This window comes from Psychrobacter glacincola (genome assembly GCF_965118485.1).
Lineage (GTDB): Bacteria > Pseudomonadota > Gammaproteobacteria > Pseudomonadales > Moraxellaceae > Psychrobacter > Psychrobacter glacincola_D.
The window spans coordinates 75,476-91,519 of sequence record NZ_CBCPJH010000011.1 but is presented as its reverse complement, the minus strand read 5'-3'; the positions used below and the strand labels follow the sequence as shown (position 1 = coordinate 91,519).

The window sequence follows — 16,044 nt, the reverse complement described above, 5'->3', positions numbered from 1 at the left end:
CGCATATCACTATCGCCAATCCTTATAGCCATTTTTATAAAATTCTGGAGAATAGATTGGTTATAGTTTATTGCCGTCTAGGGCTATAACCCACTTATCATCTCGATTTTGACTTTAAATGATCCCAAGTGTAAGTTGAAGTCAGATGAATTGACTCACTCATTTAGTTTTTCTTTGCGCTCTTATTGAGTATCAAAGGTTTTATTATTTTAGATGACCTACTATTGAACTGCTTGCGATACCACTTTGCCCTATCTTCGAAAAACTTAGGATTAAGCAAGTGCTCGCCAGCCGCATATGGCGGGCACGGGTCTTCAACATAACATGTGGTTGACAAGCCTTTAGGATCAAAGCTTTGGTACAGACCCGATTGCATATAGCGCTCATCAAACATCTCAAAAACCTTTCGAGCCTGTACGTCATCTTTAGCTAGCACGTGTGCATCTACTTTATCCAGCAGTGCCAAAGCGACCAGTTTTTGTGTGGCTGCATTCTTATCATCTTGATATTCGCTTATTACACGCTCAAGGAGCTGCAGATGCGCTGCAGTTTTTCCAAGGTTTTTCATGGCGGAGCTTTGATTGAGCAATAAGCCTGCAACGACTGTTCTTAAATGTGGGTCAGTATGCTGCTCGAAGCGAACTATGGCAGCTTTTGCCACTTCGCTTGATTCGGCATATTTCTGCTGACTATTTAGCAAATAAATCCGATTATTCGTGCTGCGCGCAGCCAACTCAAGCAATATATCTGAGTATGTCATTGACTTTTCTGCCAGCTCAGCAAAACGCTGAATAGCGATGTCAGAATTTCTTATACGACTAATCTGATTGAATTCAAGCTGCTCAGGTGTCAAAGAAGAGAAACATGTACACACCGTGAGTATCGTCAAAATACAAAGTGTACGAGACATATCACTACCTCTTAAATTTACGTGCTATCAGTAAAATATCTAGTTTAGTCAATAGAGCGCATAACCTTTAAGTTTCAAACTTAGCATAAAATTTAGCACCTAATGTAAAAAAGCACTCAAGATTAAAGTCTTGAGTGCTTTTTTACAGCTATTTTTAGATAATAATAAGCTATTGAGCTATTGAGCTATTGAGCTATTGAGCTATTGAGCTATTCTTTACCAACCATGATACTGCTAGCTTTGATGATAGCAACGACTTCATCTCCGATACTAAGGTTTAAGCTCTCGGCAGATCCTGTCGTAATACTAGAAACAACCTCTGCACCATTTACGTCTATCACTACTTCTGTAGACACAGGTCCCGTTTTAATCTCTTTTACCGTACCTTTAAGCTGGTTTCTTGCTGAAATAATCATATAGCTACCTTAATTACAGTGAATCATTATAATTTTTAAAAATCTAACCTCTAATAGGTTATTCAAAAAAAGCCATCAAGTAATTGATTTGAATGGTTACCACTATACTTGCAGTCATTACCCTCTGTCAAAAAATGTGCTGCACCTCAATACTTTTAAGGTATTAAAACATGATTAAATGGTGAGATTTGTTATCGGTAGTGATAAGACCTTTTTATCTCGTTGATTTGCCCCATTATAGAAGATGTGAATCATTCAGCACCTGTTTCGTTATTAGTAGATTGCAACAAAGCTTCTAAGAACAAGACTGATTTTAAAATAAAAATATCTGCTGAATATTATAACCACATGATTCTATAATAAATAATACTACCATTAACCATATGGTATTTAAAAATAGGTGATTTATGAGTAACTCCATTCCTTTATCTTTCTTAGACTTAGCCCCCGTTCCTACTGGCAAGACCATTGCTGAAGGTATTGCCCAAACCGTTGAGATAGCACAAAAAGCAGAAAAAGGTGGCTTAAACCGCTATTGGATGGCAGAGCATCACAATATGCCAGGTATCGCGAGTGCAGCGACCTCGGTATTACTGTCGCATATTGGCGCTCAGACCAAGCACATACGTATTGGTGCAGGCGGCGTGATGTTACCAAACCATGCACCACTTATCATTGCAGAGCAGTTTGGTACTTTGCAGGCCTTATATGGCGACCGTGTAGACTTAGGATTGGGACGTGCGCCCGGTACAGATGGTGCTACCTTTCAGGCATTACGTCGACAGATGCAAGACGCTGATCGCTTTCCACAAGATGTCCAAGAGTTGATGTATTTCTTGGGCAATGGCACAGACGATAGCCCTGTACAAGCATTCCCAGGTGCAAAATCGAATATTCCTATTTGGATACTGGGTTCATCACTCTTTGGTGCGACGTTAGCCGCACATTTTGGGCTACCATATGTATTTGCCTCACACTTTGCCCCGCAAATGCTTGGGCAAGCGATTACCGCTTATCGTGAGCAATTTAAGCCATCGGCTTATTTAGACAAGCCTTATGTGATGTTAGCTGCAAATTTATTGCTGGCGGACGATGAAGCGACGGCACAATATCACTTTACTTCAGCACAGCAGAGCTTTGTACGTTTGCGCCGTGGTGAAACGGGTCAAATGCCCAAGCCTACTCATGATATGGATAGCATTTGGAGCCCTGCTGAGAAAATGATGGTAGATAGCGCTTTATCAGTGTCGTTTATCGGTTCCGTTGAAACGGTCAAACCAAAGCTTGAGGCGTTCCTTGCTACTTATCAACCAGACGAGCTGATTGTGACGGCAAATATTTATGACCAAGCGGCACGTCTGCGCTCACTTGAGCTAGTTTCGGAGCTACACTTATTTACTTTACAATAGAGCGTAGCACTCGCATAATTATCAGATAAATCTGATGGGATTACGGTTATGGAACCCTCTGCTGCTATTGAATCATCAATATTTTTATATATTTTGGCTTTTATCGCAGTCATGATTGTTGCTGGTTATTTTACTTATAATATTAGTCCTCGCGGGAAAAAACGTCGCGAAGAGAAACGTAATAACCGCCGTTAGCCAATATATAATCGTAAAAGCCTCCTATTCATATATGAATAGGAGGCTTTTTATATTTATTTTTGATAATTGTAATCAGTACGACTGATTTTTGTTATTAGCACATGTTAAGAACTTAGGAAAGTGCAACCTTTAAGATATCCCAGTACCTAATATAAAAAACACCTATGATAGAGCATCATTTAAAACAGAACAGTACCAAGATTTTTCTTCTGAGCCAATTGCATCATATATATTGCCACTGCAGCATCAAAGCTTGCGGCACCGACTGATTTAAATAACGTAATACCTTTGTCAGATTCAGAGCTCGTTTTTTCTTTTAATTCACCTGTCACCAAAGATTGTAAGTCGCCACTGAGAGCGTCCCATGTCCACGCACAGTCTTTTGCGTCATGCGCTTGGATTAAATCACCAGCTTCATGACGACTGCCTAGCAAATCATCGACCACAACTAGCTTACTGCTTGCAATTATATCATTACTAATCTCTTTCATAGAAGGTTGATAAGCACCGACTGCATTGATATGAGCATCAGGCTTTATCTGAGCTTTATTAAATAACCCGCTCTCAGCACGCGTTGCTACGTTGATAATATCAGCATCCTTGATAGCAGCACTTAACTCCTCGCAAACAATCAGCTCAACATTCCATTGTGCATACTCTTTAGCAAAGCGTGTTTTGAATGCCTCTGCGCCATTAATGTTTCTATTCCATAATCGAACTATTTGGATATCAGGGCGTACCGTGAGTACCGCATTTAGCTGCTCGTAGGCCATACCACCACAACCAACGACAGCAGCGCTTTGACAGTCTGCTTTTGCCATATATTTGGTGGCAACTCCTGATAATGCTGCCGTGCGCACTTGGGTAATATAGACCCCATCCATTACTGCTAAAATCTCACCATTGGCATTATCAGACACGGTAATAATCGCAGTGGTGGTTGGCAAATTACGGCTTGGATTATCGGGACAAATAGTCACTAACTTGACTGCAGAAAACTCCCTTTTACCATCATAAATCGTCGATGGCATCGATAAATGAGAGCCTGTACTGTTTTTATCATCTTCAGTAAACGTCTCAATAACTAAACGTTCAGGCGCTTTGACCCAATTTGGATGCGCTGCTTGTAAGTGCAGCAATGCCTCAATCGTATCAATCGTTGCTTGCATCGTTAAATGCTCGCTAACCGTCTGTTTATTTAACCATTTCATGATAGTGATTCCATTTATTTATAAGGGTTGTTAAATCAAACCCATGGCGCGCAATATGGCGGCGCCGATAGCCATACCAAACATTCCTACCACCGTAGTAAACCCTAAAATATTGGCCGCTAATACATCATTACCACCCATCGCTTTTGCCATGACATAGCTTGCTGCTGCTGTCGGTGCTGCTGCCATTAAAAACAGCACACCCATGTGCATACCGGTCAGTCCAAAACCAAGCCCTACCGCGATTGCTATCAGCGGCGCAATAACGATGCGACCTATACTTGCCTGCATTGATATCCCTGAAGGGCTGAGCATAGACTTCAAATCAAGACTGGCACCTGCGCAAATTAGCGCTAATGGTAAGGCAACTGCTGCAAGCAAATCACCAGTAATATGAAAAACGCCCGTTATTGGCGGTAACGATAGCGCCTTATAGGTAAAAGCAGCCACTAAGGCAATCATCAGTGGATTAGTAGCCAATTTTTTGACAATTAAAATAGTGCGATTTATCCAATTATCACTTGGACTTTTAGATACACGGCTAAGGGTAATCACCGCTAAAATATTAAACAATATGGTAACAATGCCCATATATACTGCGCCGATACTTAAACCTATTTCTCCATAAGCGTTGGCAACGGTTGCTAGACCAATAATCGCCATATTGCTGCGGAACACACCTTGTACAAAAACCCCTTGGTTAGCAGGGTCGCTGATAAATCGACTGGCATACAGCTCAGAACCAATATATAAAATAAAGGTAACAATAATGCCCGCAGCTATCAATAGCACTTGCTTGGCATAATCGACATCACTATCGACCACGCTAAAAAATAATAAACATGGCAAACAATAATTAAAAACAAAATTAGACGCTTGATCGATAAATAGCTGACTCGCCTCGCCGCGTCTTTTCATAAAAAACCCCAAGCCCATTAAGGCAAGGTTTGGCAAGACAATGGTTATAGCAAAGACAATAGCAGCAATCATAAACAGGCTCAATTCGGTGATAAGCCCATCATATTATGGACAACAGCAGGATAAAGTAATGAATAACAGGTAAGCTGGTTTGTGACATTAGTATAGAGACAAAACAGTAAATAAGACAAGCCGGTAGACGGCTTTCTTTAGATAACGGTAATGTTTTGGCAATAAAAAAACCCATAACGATTTCTCATTATGGGTTTTTTTGTGCCTAAGCATTTGAAGCTTTGAGCTAATATTTTTCGAAATATTATTATATTACCTTCACACTTTTATCTTTCAAACTATTGCTACGAAGCATTCAGTGCTGCTTGTACTTTTTTCTGTTTTTTGACTGTCATTGCGAGCAGCTGAATAGCCGCAGGTGTGACGCCGCTAACACGCCCAGCTTGCGCCAAAGTTGCCGGACGAATTTGCGTCAATTTTTGCACAATCTCATTGGACAATCCAGATACCACACTATAATCAAAATCCATTGGTAGTGCGGTGTTCTCCAAACGCTTCATCTGATCGATATCTTCTTGCTGACGGTCGATATAGCCGGCATATTTAACCGATATCTCTATTTGTTCTCCAACTTGGCTATCGACTTCTGAGCCTGTAATCTCAGCAATATCATTAAAGTGAATTTGCGGACGTTTAAGCAAATCATAAGCAGTTGATTCTTTAGAAAGCACTTCTCCTGTTTGCGCTGTAACTTTCGCCCCTAACTCATTGATAGGTGTTGCCCAAATATCTTTAAGACGTGAGGTTTCTGTGGCTATCGCTTCCATTTTTTCTTGATAAGCTTGCCAGCGCACATCATCAACCAAGCCAAGCTTGCGACCGGTTTCCGTTAAGCGCTGATCAGCATTATCTTCACGCAACAGTAAGCGATATTCGGCGCGACTGGTAAACATACGATATGGTTCAGTGGTGCCATGAGTAATCAAGTCATCGACAAGCACACCAAGATAGGCTTCATCACGGCGCGGTGTCCAGACATCAAACTCACTGTTTTCACAGGTGACTAGTGCCGCATTGGTACCGGCTAACAAACCTTGCACACCTGCTTCTTCGTAACCCGTTGTACCATTGATTTGACCGGCAAAGTACAAGCGCTCAATAGATTTGGTTTCAAGCGTTGGCTTTAGATTTTGCGGGTCAAAATAATCATACTCAATCGCATAACCGGGACGGGTAATATGCGCATTCTCTAAGCCTTTCATGCTATGGATAAATTCTAACTGCACATCAAACGGCAAACTGGTTGAGATACCATTTGGATATAGCTCATGGGTGGTTAAGCCTTCTGGCTCAATAAAGATTTGATGACTGTCTTTGTCTGCGAAGCGGTGGATTTTATCTTCAATAGACGGACAATAACGTGGACCTACCCCTTCGATTTTGCCAGAGAACATCGGCGAGCGATCTAAGTTTTCACGGATAATGTCATGAGTGCGGGCATTGGTATGGGTGATATAGCAATTGACCTGCTCAGGATGCATGGACACATCACCCATATAACTCATGACCGGTAGCGGCGTATCGCCCGGTTGCACTGTCATCACACTAAAATCAACACTACGCGCATCAATACGGGCTGGCGTACCTGTCTTTAGACGACCAACAGGTAGTTTGAGCTCACGTAAACGATCAGCAAGCTTGATAGAAGGCTGATCCCCTGCGCGCCCGCCTTTTGAGTTCTCAAGACCAATATGAATAACACCGCCTAAAAAAGTACCTGAGGTCAGTACCACAGTTTGAGTGTTAAAAACAATACCAGTCGCGGTCACAACTGCTGTTGCACGACCATTTTCGACTACAATATCATCAGCAGCTTGCTGAAAGATATCAAGATTTGGCTGATTCTCAAGCGTATGACGAATAGCGGCTTTATAAAGAATACGATCTGCTTGCGCACGCGTAGCACGCACAGCGGCACCTTTGCGACTGTTCAGTACACGAAACTGAATGCCAGATTTATCTGTTGCCAATGCCATTGCGCCGCCAAGCGCATCAATCTCACGCACCAAATGCGATTTACCAATACCACCAATTGCAGGGTTACAGCTCATCTGCCCTAGCGTCTCGATATTATGCGTCAACAGTAAGGTTTGCGCCCCCATACGTGCGGCCGCCAAAGCAGCTTCGGTGCCAGCATGACCGCCACCGATCACTACCACGTCGTAATTTTTTGGGTATTGCATGTAATGCCTCACTTGACTCTTAACGTTGCCTTTAGCCATAAACGATATCGAATAGTATGTATAAAAAAGCTTGGCTGCCGGCAAATAAACGTCAGTCGAATTTAAAAAGAGATAACGACTCAGACAAGCCGCTAAAGATAGATTAGATAACCGTTAATTATAACAATTTTTTGCCATTTAAAAAACGTTATACGAAAAACTATTGAGATTAACTCGCAAGGTATTTTGATAAATATCGATAGCTTAACAAGCGACCTTGATAAAAAGGTCTTACGATAACTTATTTACTAGCATTTATTTACCAGGGCTTAGCGGTACAATACGATCCGCCTGCCCACTCGCCAGCATATGTTGGCTACCATAACCTTCTGGATTAATCTGCAAATAGGCATTCATCTGCCCAATTGCATCGCCATCATCACTCGCCAATATAAGCTGTTTAATCATCTCAACAGGTGGCAGTGGCAAGTTTTTTAGTAATGCCAAACGCTGAGTGTTATCGCCTTTTTTGACCACCATCTCAATAAGCTGACGCGCGTCAATCGGCAAGTCCGGCGTATTTTGCGCCAATAGCGCCAAATGATAAGCACCTGCAGCATCTTGATCGGCAACAATACGCTGTTCAATCGCCACGTAAGTTGCTTCGGTTGCACCGCCCGCCACACTTAGCTGATGAATACATTTAAGCGCTGAATAAGGCTCGCAGGCAGCAATATCAATGATACGTAGCGATTCACTTTTTAGGTACTCACGACGTTTTTCAATGGCGGCTTGTTCAGCATCTTGTAATGGTGCTTCTTGGCTGTTTTCTACTTTATTTGTCATAGAACTCTCTTATTATTAATTCAATTATTGAGCGTTAGCATTAGGGCTTATATGGGGATAAAACTGACAAAAACAATCAATCTTGCCAGCAATATACCAATACACATTGAAGAATAAAAAATCCGAGCAACCTTTCATAAGGCTACTCGGATTTGGGTGCTTAAGCTTTATAATTCAATTATATATCAATGCCTTTAGATCACCACTTTTATATCAATGCTTGAATACTACTCAAAGTGCTAGACATAAACGGCGATAGAAAGTGCAATCGCTATTAAGCAGCTGGGCTGTTTTCTTCAACCAAAGGCTTAAGCTCGCCTGATTGGTACATTTGTAAAATAATGTCTGATCCACCCATCAATTCACCACCAATCCACAGCTGCGGAAAAGTTGGCCAATTAGCGATTTTTGGTAAAGTAGCGCGGATTTCTGGGTTTTCTAAAATATTAACAAACGCAAATGGACGACCAATTTGGGTCAAAACTTCAATCGCCTTGGCAGAAAAACCACACTGCGGAAACTGCGGCGTGCCTTTCATATAAAGAATGACTTTATTGTCTTTAATTTGATCACGAATCAGCTGTTCAACATCATTTGCAGCAGTATTTGGGGTTTGCTCGCTCATAAAAGCTCCTATTTATTAAAACTATTTATCAAAAAAAGTTATGTCAATTAAATTTGGCATGTTGCTGCTAAATGGGGCAATCTCAACCCTATTTCAAGCACTTTTGATAGCTGGCAGCAATCAGATGCACTGACATGCTATTGTAAATTAAATGCCAGACGTATTCGGCACCAATAATACCATGGCATTGGCCATAATGCCCTCTTGCCGACCGGTAAAGCCAAGTTTTTCAGTAGTGGTAGCTTTAACACTGATGTTGCTGACGTCAGTTTGTAAATCACTGGCAATATTGGCACGCATGGCTAAGTTATGTGGCGCCAGCTTTGGGCGCTCACACATGACGGTAATATCAGCGTTGCCCACAGTATAACCTGCGGCTAACACTTTACCATACACATAACGGAGTAGGACGCGCGAATCTAAACCAGAGTTTGCGGCATCGGTATCAGGGAAATGCTGCCCGATATCACCAAGCGCCAAGGCGCCAAGCAAAGCGTCAGCAAGCGCATGCAATACCACATCGCCATCAGAGTGCGCTAACAAGCTATGCGTATGCTCAATTGGCACGCCTGCTAGCACCACGTATTGCTGCTGCTGACCATTATTATGAAACGCATGTACATCAATACCTTGACCAATTTTTATCATTGTCACTCCAAGTAAATTCCTGGTGATTAGAATAAATTAAAACCACTATCTAAATTTTTAAAGCTGTTTTATAGGTAGTAGGACGCCTTAGCTCGCCACCAGTTTCAATTAACTGGTATAATATGACGCTTATTTTATCATAATACCAAATCCAAAAGATAAATCGGTACTGCTAACTTGCTAGGCTCATTATCATAGTGCTTGCATTAATTATTAGTACCATTATAAAGCTTGGATAACGTATAAATAGTTGAGCCGCTCTATGTCAGCCATGCCAAACACCTCAAGCCTACCCGTTTCAGATTCTTTTAACGCTCATCGTCCTTTAACACTTACCGATATCGAAAATCCTAGCGAAAAGCATGTCATCGTCGGTATGTCAGGCGGCGTCGACTCTTCTGTCTCTGCCGTCTTGCTGCAGCAAGCAGGCTTTAAGGTCGAAGGTCTGTTCATGAAGAACTGGGAAGAAGATGACGGTACCGAATACTGTACAGCGATGGAAGACTTAGCAGATGCGCAGGCTGTGTGCGATAAAATCGGTATCAAACTACATACCGCTAACTTTGCCATGGAATATTGGGATCGAGTTTTTGAGCATTTCTTAGCGGAATACAAAGCTGGACGTACGCCTAACCCTGATATCTTATGTAATAAAGAAATCAAGTTTAAAGCGTTTTTAGATTATGCTTTAACGCTTGGTGCTGATTATATTGCCACTGGTCACTATACCCGCCGCAGTATCAATTATAAAAATAGCGATGGCGTAGAAGTCGCTCAGCTATTGCGTGGTTTAGATAACAATAAAGATCAAAGCTACTTTTTACATGCAGTCGGCGGTGACAAAATTGCCAAGACTCTTTTTCCAGTCGGTGAGCTTGAAAAACCAGTGGTTCGTCAGATTGCTGAACAACATGACCTGATTACTGCTAATAAAAAGGACTCTACCGGTATTTGCTTTATCGGTGAGCGCCGTTTTAAGGACTTCTTGCAACAGTACTTGCCGGCACAAAAAGGCGATATCGTCACTGATGATGGCATCACTATCGGCACCCATGATGGGCTGATGTATTACACCCTGGGTCAGCGCGGCGGCATCGGTATCGGCGGTGTCAAAGACCGTCCGGAAGAACCATGGTTTGTCTTAGCAAAAAACTTAGATAAAAACCGTTTAATTGTCGGTCAAGGTCACGAGCATCCGATGATGCTGAGCAATGAGCTGCACGCTTATAAGCTCGATTGGGTCGATGGTCTACCGCCTGCAGATATCTTTAGTAATGAAGGCTTACGCTGTATGGCAAAGTCTCGCTATCGCCAGCCCGACCAAGCTTGTACCGTATTTGCTAGTAATGAAGATGGCTCTGAGGTACGAGTGGTATTCGATGAGCCACAGCGTGCGGTCACTCCGGGTCAATCAGCCGTATTTTATATTGATGAGGTCTGCTTGGGCGGCGGGGTGATTGCGTCTATTGATGCGCCGTGTGGGTTTTAGAATAAATATAAAGAGCAAAAAAGATGGTTATCGTCGTAGCTACTATTTGGATCTCAATCTTATTATTGCTCGTTTTTAAGCTTTTCACATTCGCCAATAAAAACAGTCCTAAATACTCTAAAAATAAATACCTCTTATTATGGGCAGCTTTACTTATCCATATTGTTATTTTACTCGCTTTTATAATGCTCATATTATCGTTTTCTGATACAGCCACTTCTATTTGAGCAAAAAGCAATAAGTCTCAATTACTACCTAAATGTTAAATTAGTTTTATTTTGCCACTTCAATTCTTGTAACGTTAAAAATTAAATTTAATTACACTCACTGACTAAGCTAAAGGATATTTATGACCACCTCTTTATCTGCTTTAACCGCCCTATCTCCAATCGATGGTCGCTATGCGTCCAAAGCTGATAGTTTGCGTCCTTATCTATCAGAATTTGGTCTGATTAAAGCCCGCGTGACCGTTGAGATTCGTTGGTTACAATCATTGGCTGATAATAGTGCCATTGTTGAATTGGCTGCATTTGATGCCGATACCAATGCGTTTTTAAATGCTATCGTTGATAATTTTAGCGAAGCCGACGCGCAAGCGATTAAAGATATCGAAGCGACCACCAATCATGATGTAAAAGCGGTTGAGTATTTTATCAAGGACAAGTTCCGTGGTCAGGATGCTTTGATTGACTCATTAGAATTCATCCATTTTGCTTGTACCAGTGAAGATATTAATAACTTATCATACGCATTAATGCTCAAAGACAGCCGCGAAATCGTCGTTGCCAAAATGCAAGAAGTGACTGATAGCATCGTTGATTTGGCGCTTACTCATGCTGACCAGCCAATGTTGTCACGTACGCATGGTCAAACCGCTAGCCCAACGACGCTTGGTAAAGAGATGGCTAATGTGGCTTACCGCCTAGCCCGCCAAATCAAACAAGTCGGTCAAGTCGAGCTATTGGGCAAAATCAATGGCGCGGTTGGTAACTATAACGCTCACTATGCCTCATATCCTGATGTTGATTGGCAGACCCATGCAGAACGCTTCATTGATGAAAGTCTTGAGCTGACTTTTAACCCTTATACCACGCAAATTGAGCCGCATGATTATATTGCTGAGCTGTTCGATGCAGTAAAACGTTTTAATACTATCTTAATCGATTTTAACCGTGATATTTGGCAATATATTAGCTTAGGCTATTTTAAGCAGCGCCTAAAAGACGGTGAGGTCGGTTCTTCTACCATGCCGCATAAAGTCAACCCAATTGACTTTGAAAACTCAGAAGGCAACTTAGGTGTAGCCAATGCGATGCTTGCTCATCTAGGTGAAAAGCTGCCAATTTCACGTATGCAGCGCGATTTGTCAGACTCTACTGTGCTGCGCAATATCGGTGTTGGTTTAGCACAAAGCATGATTGCCTATGATGCTTGTTTAAAGGGTGTGAGTAAACTTGAATTAAACGCTCAGCGTTTAAATGATGACTTAGATAGTGCGCAAGAAGTGTTAGCAGAACCGATTCAAACGGTTATGCGTCGCTACCGTGTTGAAAACCCTTACGAGAAACTAAAAGCACTCACGCGTGGTAATGCCATGACTCGTGAAGCAATGCTGACGTTCGTTGAAAGTGATGAATTATCTGCGGTTAGCGATAGTGATAAAGCGCGCTTACGTGAGATGACACCTGCGACCTATATTGGTAATGCAGCTGAGCAAGCACGTACCATTAAAGAGTGGATTGCTAAGATTTAACTAGCAGCAAACTCATCGTTATAAAATGTAAAAAAAGATATAAATGAGCACTCATTTATATCTTTTTCAATAAAAACCTTACTCTAAACACTATGATTTTTTGAAAAAACATAGTTGATGGGTGAGGTTTTATTCTTTATCGTCTTTGTCTTTCTTATCACTGCTGTCGCCCGGTATGATAGCTTTGGTAACCGCAACAGTGCCTTTGACCACGCCTTTGGTAGTTTTGTAGGCGACCTTTACAGGTACGGTAACAATCTTATGCACACAGGCTTGTAATAAAAACATGCTGGCGATAATGACGATAAAATGCAGTTTTTTCATAAATTTCCTAGGATTAATGAGATGCTCTGACGATAATCATCATGTAGGTGATAGTCATCAGACAGACAATAAGCATAAACTATTAAAACCTTCCTATAAAGCCTCTCTTATTATTAATACCCTACCCATTCAACCATACGGATTTATCCATGACTTCTATACCACTTTGTTTACCCGATACTATTACTCCTGAACAGTTTTTAAGCGATTATTGGCAAAAAAAGCCACTACTCATTAAGCAAGGACTGCCACTACTCATTGGTATGTTCGAGCCGGAAGATATTTTAGGTTTATCAATAGATGAGGACGCTACCGCAAGGCTATTGACGCAAGCTGCTTGCAAGCAAGGTAATCAGCCACAATGGCAACTTAAAAAAAGCCCGCTGACTGAGGCAGATTTTGATAATTTGCCTGAGCAATGGTCGGTGCTAGTACAGAACCTTGAACAGTGGTCGCCGGAGCTTGGTGCTCTATGGCAAGCATTTGATTTTATTCCGCAGTGGCAACGCGATGATATTATGGTCTCTTATGCGCCAAAAGGCGGCTCAGTTGGAAAACACTATGATGATTATGATGTATTTTTAGCGCAAGGGTTTGGCTCTAGACGCTGGCAGTTAGGTAAGTTTTGTGATGAACAGACTGAATTTGTCGCCGATGAGCCGATACGACTGTTTGATGATATGGGTGAGATTATCTTTGATGAGATTTTAGAAGCCGGTGATGTACTTTATGTGCCACCAAAGCTGTCACATTTTGGCGTAGCACAAGACGACTGTCTAACTTTCTCGTTTGGCTGTCGTCGTCCTAATTTGATGCAAATCATTGATAGCCTCGCCGATATCGCCACCAACGATAGCGACTTATTTATCCCAATGCTATTGCCACAAACAATACAAGCATCAGGGGAATTAAAGGCGGATAGTATTGAAGCAATTAAAAGCCAATTGCTACAAATGCTGCAATCTGAGCGCGGTGATATGATTATTTGCCAAGCCGTGTCCGAGGTAGTTAGCAAGCGTCAATATGATGCGCTGATGCCAGAAGAAACGTTGGATACCGATGAGCTGATGCAAGCCTTGACTGAGGGCGCAACGCTACAAGCAGATTATAGCAATCGTCTTTTATATAGTCAGACGGATGATGGCATCGTACTATACGCCAACGGTCAGCGTATTGATGGTTTAGATGATTCAGCCATAGCGACTTTGGTGCGCTTAGCAAATGGTGAGCCTTTGCAAGCCAGTGATGTCGCTGCTATTGACCCTGATGAAGTGATGGAATGGCTAGAGAATGGTTGGATATGGCTTAATTATCCGGAGTAATGCCATCGTTATTAGCTAATTTGTACAGCATATTGGCTATTAAGCATTATTAAAAAACCATCAGCGCCTATTTACCAAGATTTAAATATCTTAATAAATAGGCGCTGATTTTCATATAAAGACTCTTATTTAAGTAACCTAACTTAAGCCATTTAACTCAAGCAAAAAATATTTTTAATATTTTCCGCTACGCAGTAACTGCTTTTTTATAACGACTGACACCAGCGATAATCGTTTCTTCAATGACTCTATCATCACCTAACATCATCAGCACAAATAACTGCTCATCAAGCGTCTTAGTTTGTGTCATACGGCGCTCCATTAAATCAGTACCACCCATATCTATCACTACAAAATCTGCTTCTTTATTAGGCATAAAGTTACCGATTTTATCGTCTAACAATAATGACTGGGCGTTGCCCAAGGTGATTTGATATAAGCCTTGATGCGCTGATAACGGATTACTCTGTAATTGCTGAACTTTATAGGCTTCTGATAGCGTAGTCAGCATCGACAGACTAGTCCCTGCGCCCACATCCGTTGCGATACTAACGCCGGTATAACTTAGAGTCTTAGATAAATCAAACAGACCGCTGCCCAAAAATAAGTTAGACGTCGGGCAATGGGCTATTTGAGTGCCAGTATCACGTAACACTTCATACTCTGATGTCGATATATGAATGCCATGCGCCAACGTCGTATGCCTACCAAGCAATCCCATATCATGATAAACGTCCAAATAACCTTTATGATTGGGATAAAGCTCACGTACAAAGGCGATTTCGTCAATATTTTCAGCCAAATGCGTTTGTAGATAAACGCTGTCATAGCTACGATATAGCTCACCAGTCATTTGTAGTTGCTTCGGCGTTGAGGTAATGGCAAATCTTGGCGTAATCGCCACATGCTGACGACCGCGCTCATGCCATTTATCAATGATGTTTTGCGTATCGCGAATGCCCTGCTCTGTTGGTACACACAGATGTTCAGGGGCATTTTGATCCATCAATACATTACCCGTAATCATACGCGTATTCAGGCGACTGCTTTCGTTAAAGAACGATTCTACTGATTGCGGATGGCTAGTGGAGAACACCAAAGCGCTGGTTGTACCATTAGCAAGCAGCTGATTCAAAAAGAATTTTGCCGTATCATCAGCAATCTTTGCATCGCCAAAATTGGCTTCGGTTACAAAGGTATAGTTATTCAACCAATCAAGCAATTGCTCACCAAAGGCAGCAATCATATCTATCTGCGGATAATGCACATGAGTATCGATAAAACCTGGCATGATAAGCTTATCTTGATAATCATGAATTTGTACTGGCGCTTTGCCTTCTCGGCTACTGGCGTTGCCGTACTGCGCCATAATTGACGCACAGTTGCCATAATCTACTACACAACCGGTCGCATCGTCGACTACTAAGGCACAATTAGCGATATATTCAGGATAAATTTTGACACCTGCTACAACGGGTAGCAAAGTGACGTTCTTCTCTACTACCGTGATGCTAGGACGCTCAGCATTGGTTAAACTAGAATTGGTTGAATCATCCGTATCTAAATGGGCACGCTTGGCTCTGTCAGCCAAATTTTCTTCTGTTAAATAATGCAGCAATTGTGCTTGATAAATATGTATGGTCATAAGAAAGTCTCACAATAATAGATAAGTATTTTGGTTAAAAATTCATCCATATTATGTGTCTACCCTAATACAATTATAGAAATACAAGCACAAGGT

General features: G+C 41.7%; 15 protein-coding genes. 5 read left to right on the top strand and 10 right to left on the bottom strand.

What is annotated here, in order from left to right; all coding sequences use genetic code 11:
- Positions 1 to 163 precede the first annotated feature (163 nt).
- Together ACMHKH_RS06085 and ACMHKH_RS06080 are read right to left on the bottom strand one after the other, a co-directional pair.
- Positions 164 to 910: a hypothetical protein gene (locus ACMHKH_RS06085; RefSeq protein ID WP_413519751.1), complete on the bottom strand. Its 747-nt coding sequence runs from the start codon at positions 908 to 910 to the stop codon at positions 164 to 166.
- A 209-nt stretch (positions 911 to 1,119) separates the two neighbouring features.
- On the bottom strand, positions 1,120 to 1,326 hold the full coding sequence (locus ACMHKH_RS06080; RefSeq protein WP_413519750.1) for a TOBE domain-containing protein: 207 nt from the start codon (positions 1,324 to 1,326) through the stop codon (positions 1,120 to 1,122).
- A gap of 407 nt (positions 1,327 to 1,733) precedes the next feature.
- Here ACMHKH_RS06080 and ACMHKH_RS06075 point away from each other — a divergent pair, with 407 nt between their 5' ends.
- Together ACMHKH_RS06075 and ACMHKH_RS06070 are read left to right on the top strand one after the other, a co-directional pair.
- Complete coding sequence (locus tag ACMHKH_RS06075; RefSeq protein ID WP_413519749.1) at positions 1,734 to 2,735, top strand: LLM class flavin-dependent oxidoreductase; 1,002 nt, start codon at positions 1,734 to 1,736, stop codon at positions 2,733 to 2,735.
- 48 nt (positions 2,736 to 2,783) lie between these two features.
- Complete coding sequence (locus ACMHKH_RS06070; RefSeq protein ID WP_413519748.1) at positions 2,784 to 2,930, top strand: hypothetical protein; 147 nt, start codon at positions 2,784 to 2,786, stop codon at positions 2,928 to 2,930.
- 182 nt (positions 2,931 to 3,112) lie between these two features.
- On the opposite strand, the gene ACMHKH_RS06065 is transcribed toward ACMHKH_RS06070, so the two are convergent.
- The 6 genes from ACMHKH_RS06065 to ispF all read right to left on the bottom strand — a co-directional run bounded on the left by ACMHKH_RS06065 (position 3,113) and on the right by ispF (position 9,415).
- Positions 3,113 to 4,144: an ornithine cyclodeaminase family protein gene (locus ACMHKH_RS06065; RefSeq protein WP_413519747.1), complete on the bottom strand. Its 1,032-nt coding sequence runs from the start codon at positions 4,142 to 4,144 to the stop codon at positions 3,113 to 3,115.
- 30 nt (positions 4,145 to 4,174) lie between these two features.
- Positions 4,175 to 5,134: an AEC family transporter gene (locus ACMHKH_RS06060; protein ID WP_413519746.1), complete on the bottom strand. Its 960-nt coding sequence runs from the start codon at positions 5,132 to 5,134 to the stop codon at positions 4,175 to 4,177.
- A gap of 284 nt (positions 5,135 to 5,418) precedes the next feature.
- Positions 5,419 to 7,317, bottom strand: coding sequence for a tRNA uridine-5-carboxymethylaminomethyl(34) synthesis enzyme MnmG (gene mnmG, locus ACMHKH_RS06055; protein WP_413519745.1), 1,899 nt, complete (start codon positions 7,315 to 7,317; stop codon positions 5,419 to 5,421).
- A 294-nt stretch (positions 7,318 to 7,611) separates the two neighbouring features.
- The gene (locus ACMHKH_RS06050) at positions 7,612 to 8,142 is read right to left on the bottom strand and encodes a hypothetical protein (RefSeq protein WP_413519744.1); all 531 of its coding nucleotides are present in this window, start codon (positions 8,140 to 8,142) and stop codon (positions 7,612 to 7,614) included.
- 274 nt (positions 8,143 to 8,416) lie between these two features.
- Positions 8,417 to 8,767 (bottom strand): Grx4 family monothiol glutaredoxin, encoded by a 351-nt coding sequence (gene grxD / locus ACMHKH_RS06045; RefSeq protein WP_413519743.1) that lies wholly within the window; start codon positions 8,765 to 8,767, stop codon positions 8,417 to 8,419.
- 147 nt (positions 8,768 to 8,914) lie between these two features.
- A complete protein-coding gene (gene ispF / locus ACMHKH_RS06040) occupies positions 8,915 to 9,415 on the bottom strand; it encodes a 2-C-methyl-D-erythritol 2,4-cyclodiphosphate synthase (RefSeq protein WP_413519742.1) in 501 nt (166 codons plus the stop codon).
- Between the two features lie 262 nt (positions 9,416 to 9,677).
- Between ispF and mnmA the strand changes: the two genes are divergently transcribed.
- Positions 9,678 to 10,904 carry a tRNA 2-thiouridine(34) synthase MnmA gene (mnmA, locus tag ACMHKH_RS06035; RefSeq protein WP_413519741.1) on the top strand — a complete coding sequence of 409 codons (1,227 nt, stop codon included), beginning with the start codon at positions 9,678 to 9,680 and terminating at the stop codon, positions 10,902 to 10,904.
- Between the two features lie 349 nt (positions 10,905 to 11,253).
- Positions 11,254 to 12,657, top strand: coding sequence for an adenylosuccinate lyase (gene purB / locus ACMHKH_RS06030; RefSeq protein WP_413519740.1), 1,404 nt, complete (start codon positions 11,254 to 11,256; stop codon positions 12,655 to 12,657).
- Between the two features lie 129 nt (positions 12,658 to 12,786).
- Here purB and ACMHKH_RS06025 read toward each other — a convergent pair whose 3' ends face one another.
- On the bottom strand, positions 12,787 to 12,981 hold the full coding sequence (locus ACMHKH_RS06025; protein ID WP_413519739.1) for an NF038104 family lipoprotein: 195 nt from the start codon (positions 12,979 to 12,981) through the stop codon (positions 12,787 to 12,789).
- Positions 12,982 to 13,130: 149 nt separating this feature from the next.
- Here ACMHKH_RS06025 and ACMHKH_RS06020 point away from each other — a divergent pair, with 149 nt between their 5' ends.
- Positions 13,131 to 14,303: a JmjC domain-containing protein gene (locus tag ACMHKH_RS06020; RefSeq protein ID WP_413519738.1), complete on the top strand. Its 1,173-nt coding sequence runs from the start codon at positions 13,131 to 13,133 to the stop codon at positions 14,301 to 14,303.
- A 187-nt stretch (positions 14,304 to 14,490) separates the two neighbouring features.
- Here the strand turns inward: ACMHKH_RS06020 and guaD are convergent, their stop codons facing one another.
- On the bottom strand, positions 14,491 to 15,948 hold the full coding sequence (gene guaD, locus ACMHKH_RS06015; protein ID WP_413519737.1) for a guanine deaminase: 1,458 nt from the start codon (positions 15,946 to 15,948) through the stop codon (positions 14,491 to 14,493).
- Between the last annotated feature and the right edge of the window lie 96 nt (positions 15,949 to 16,044).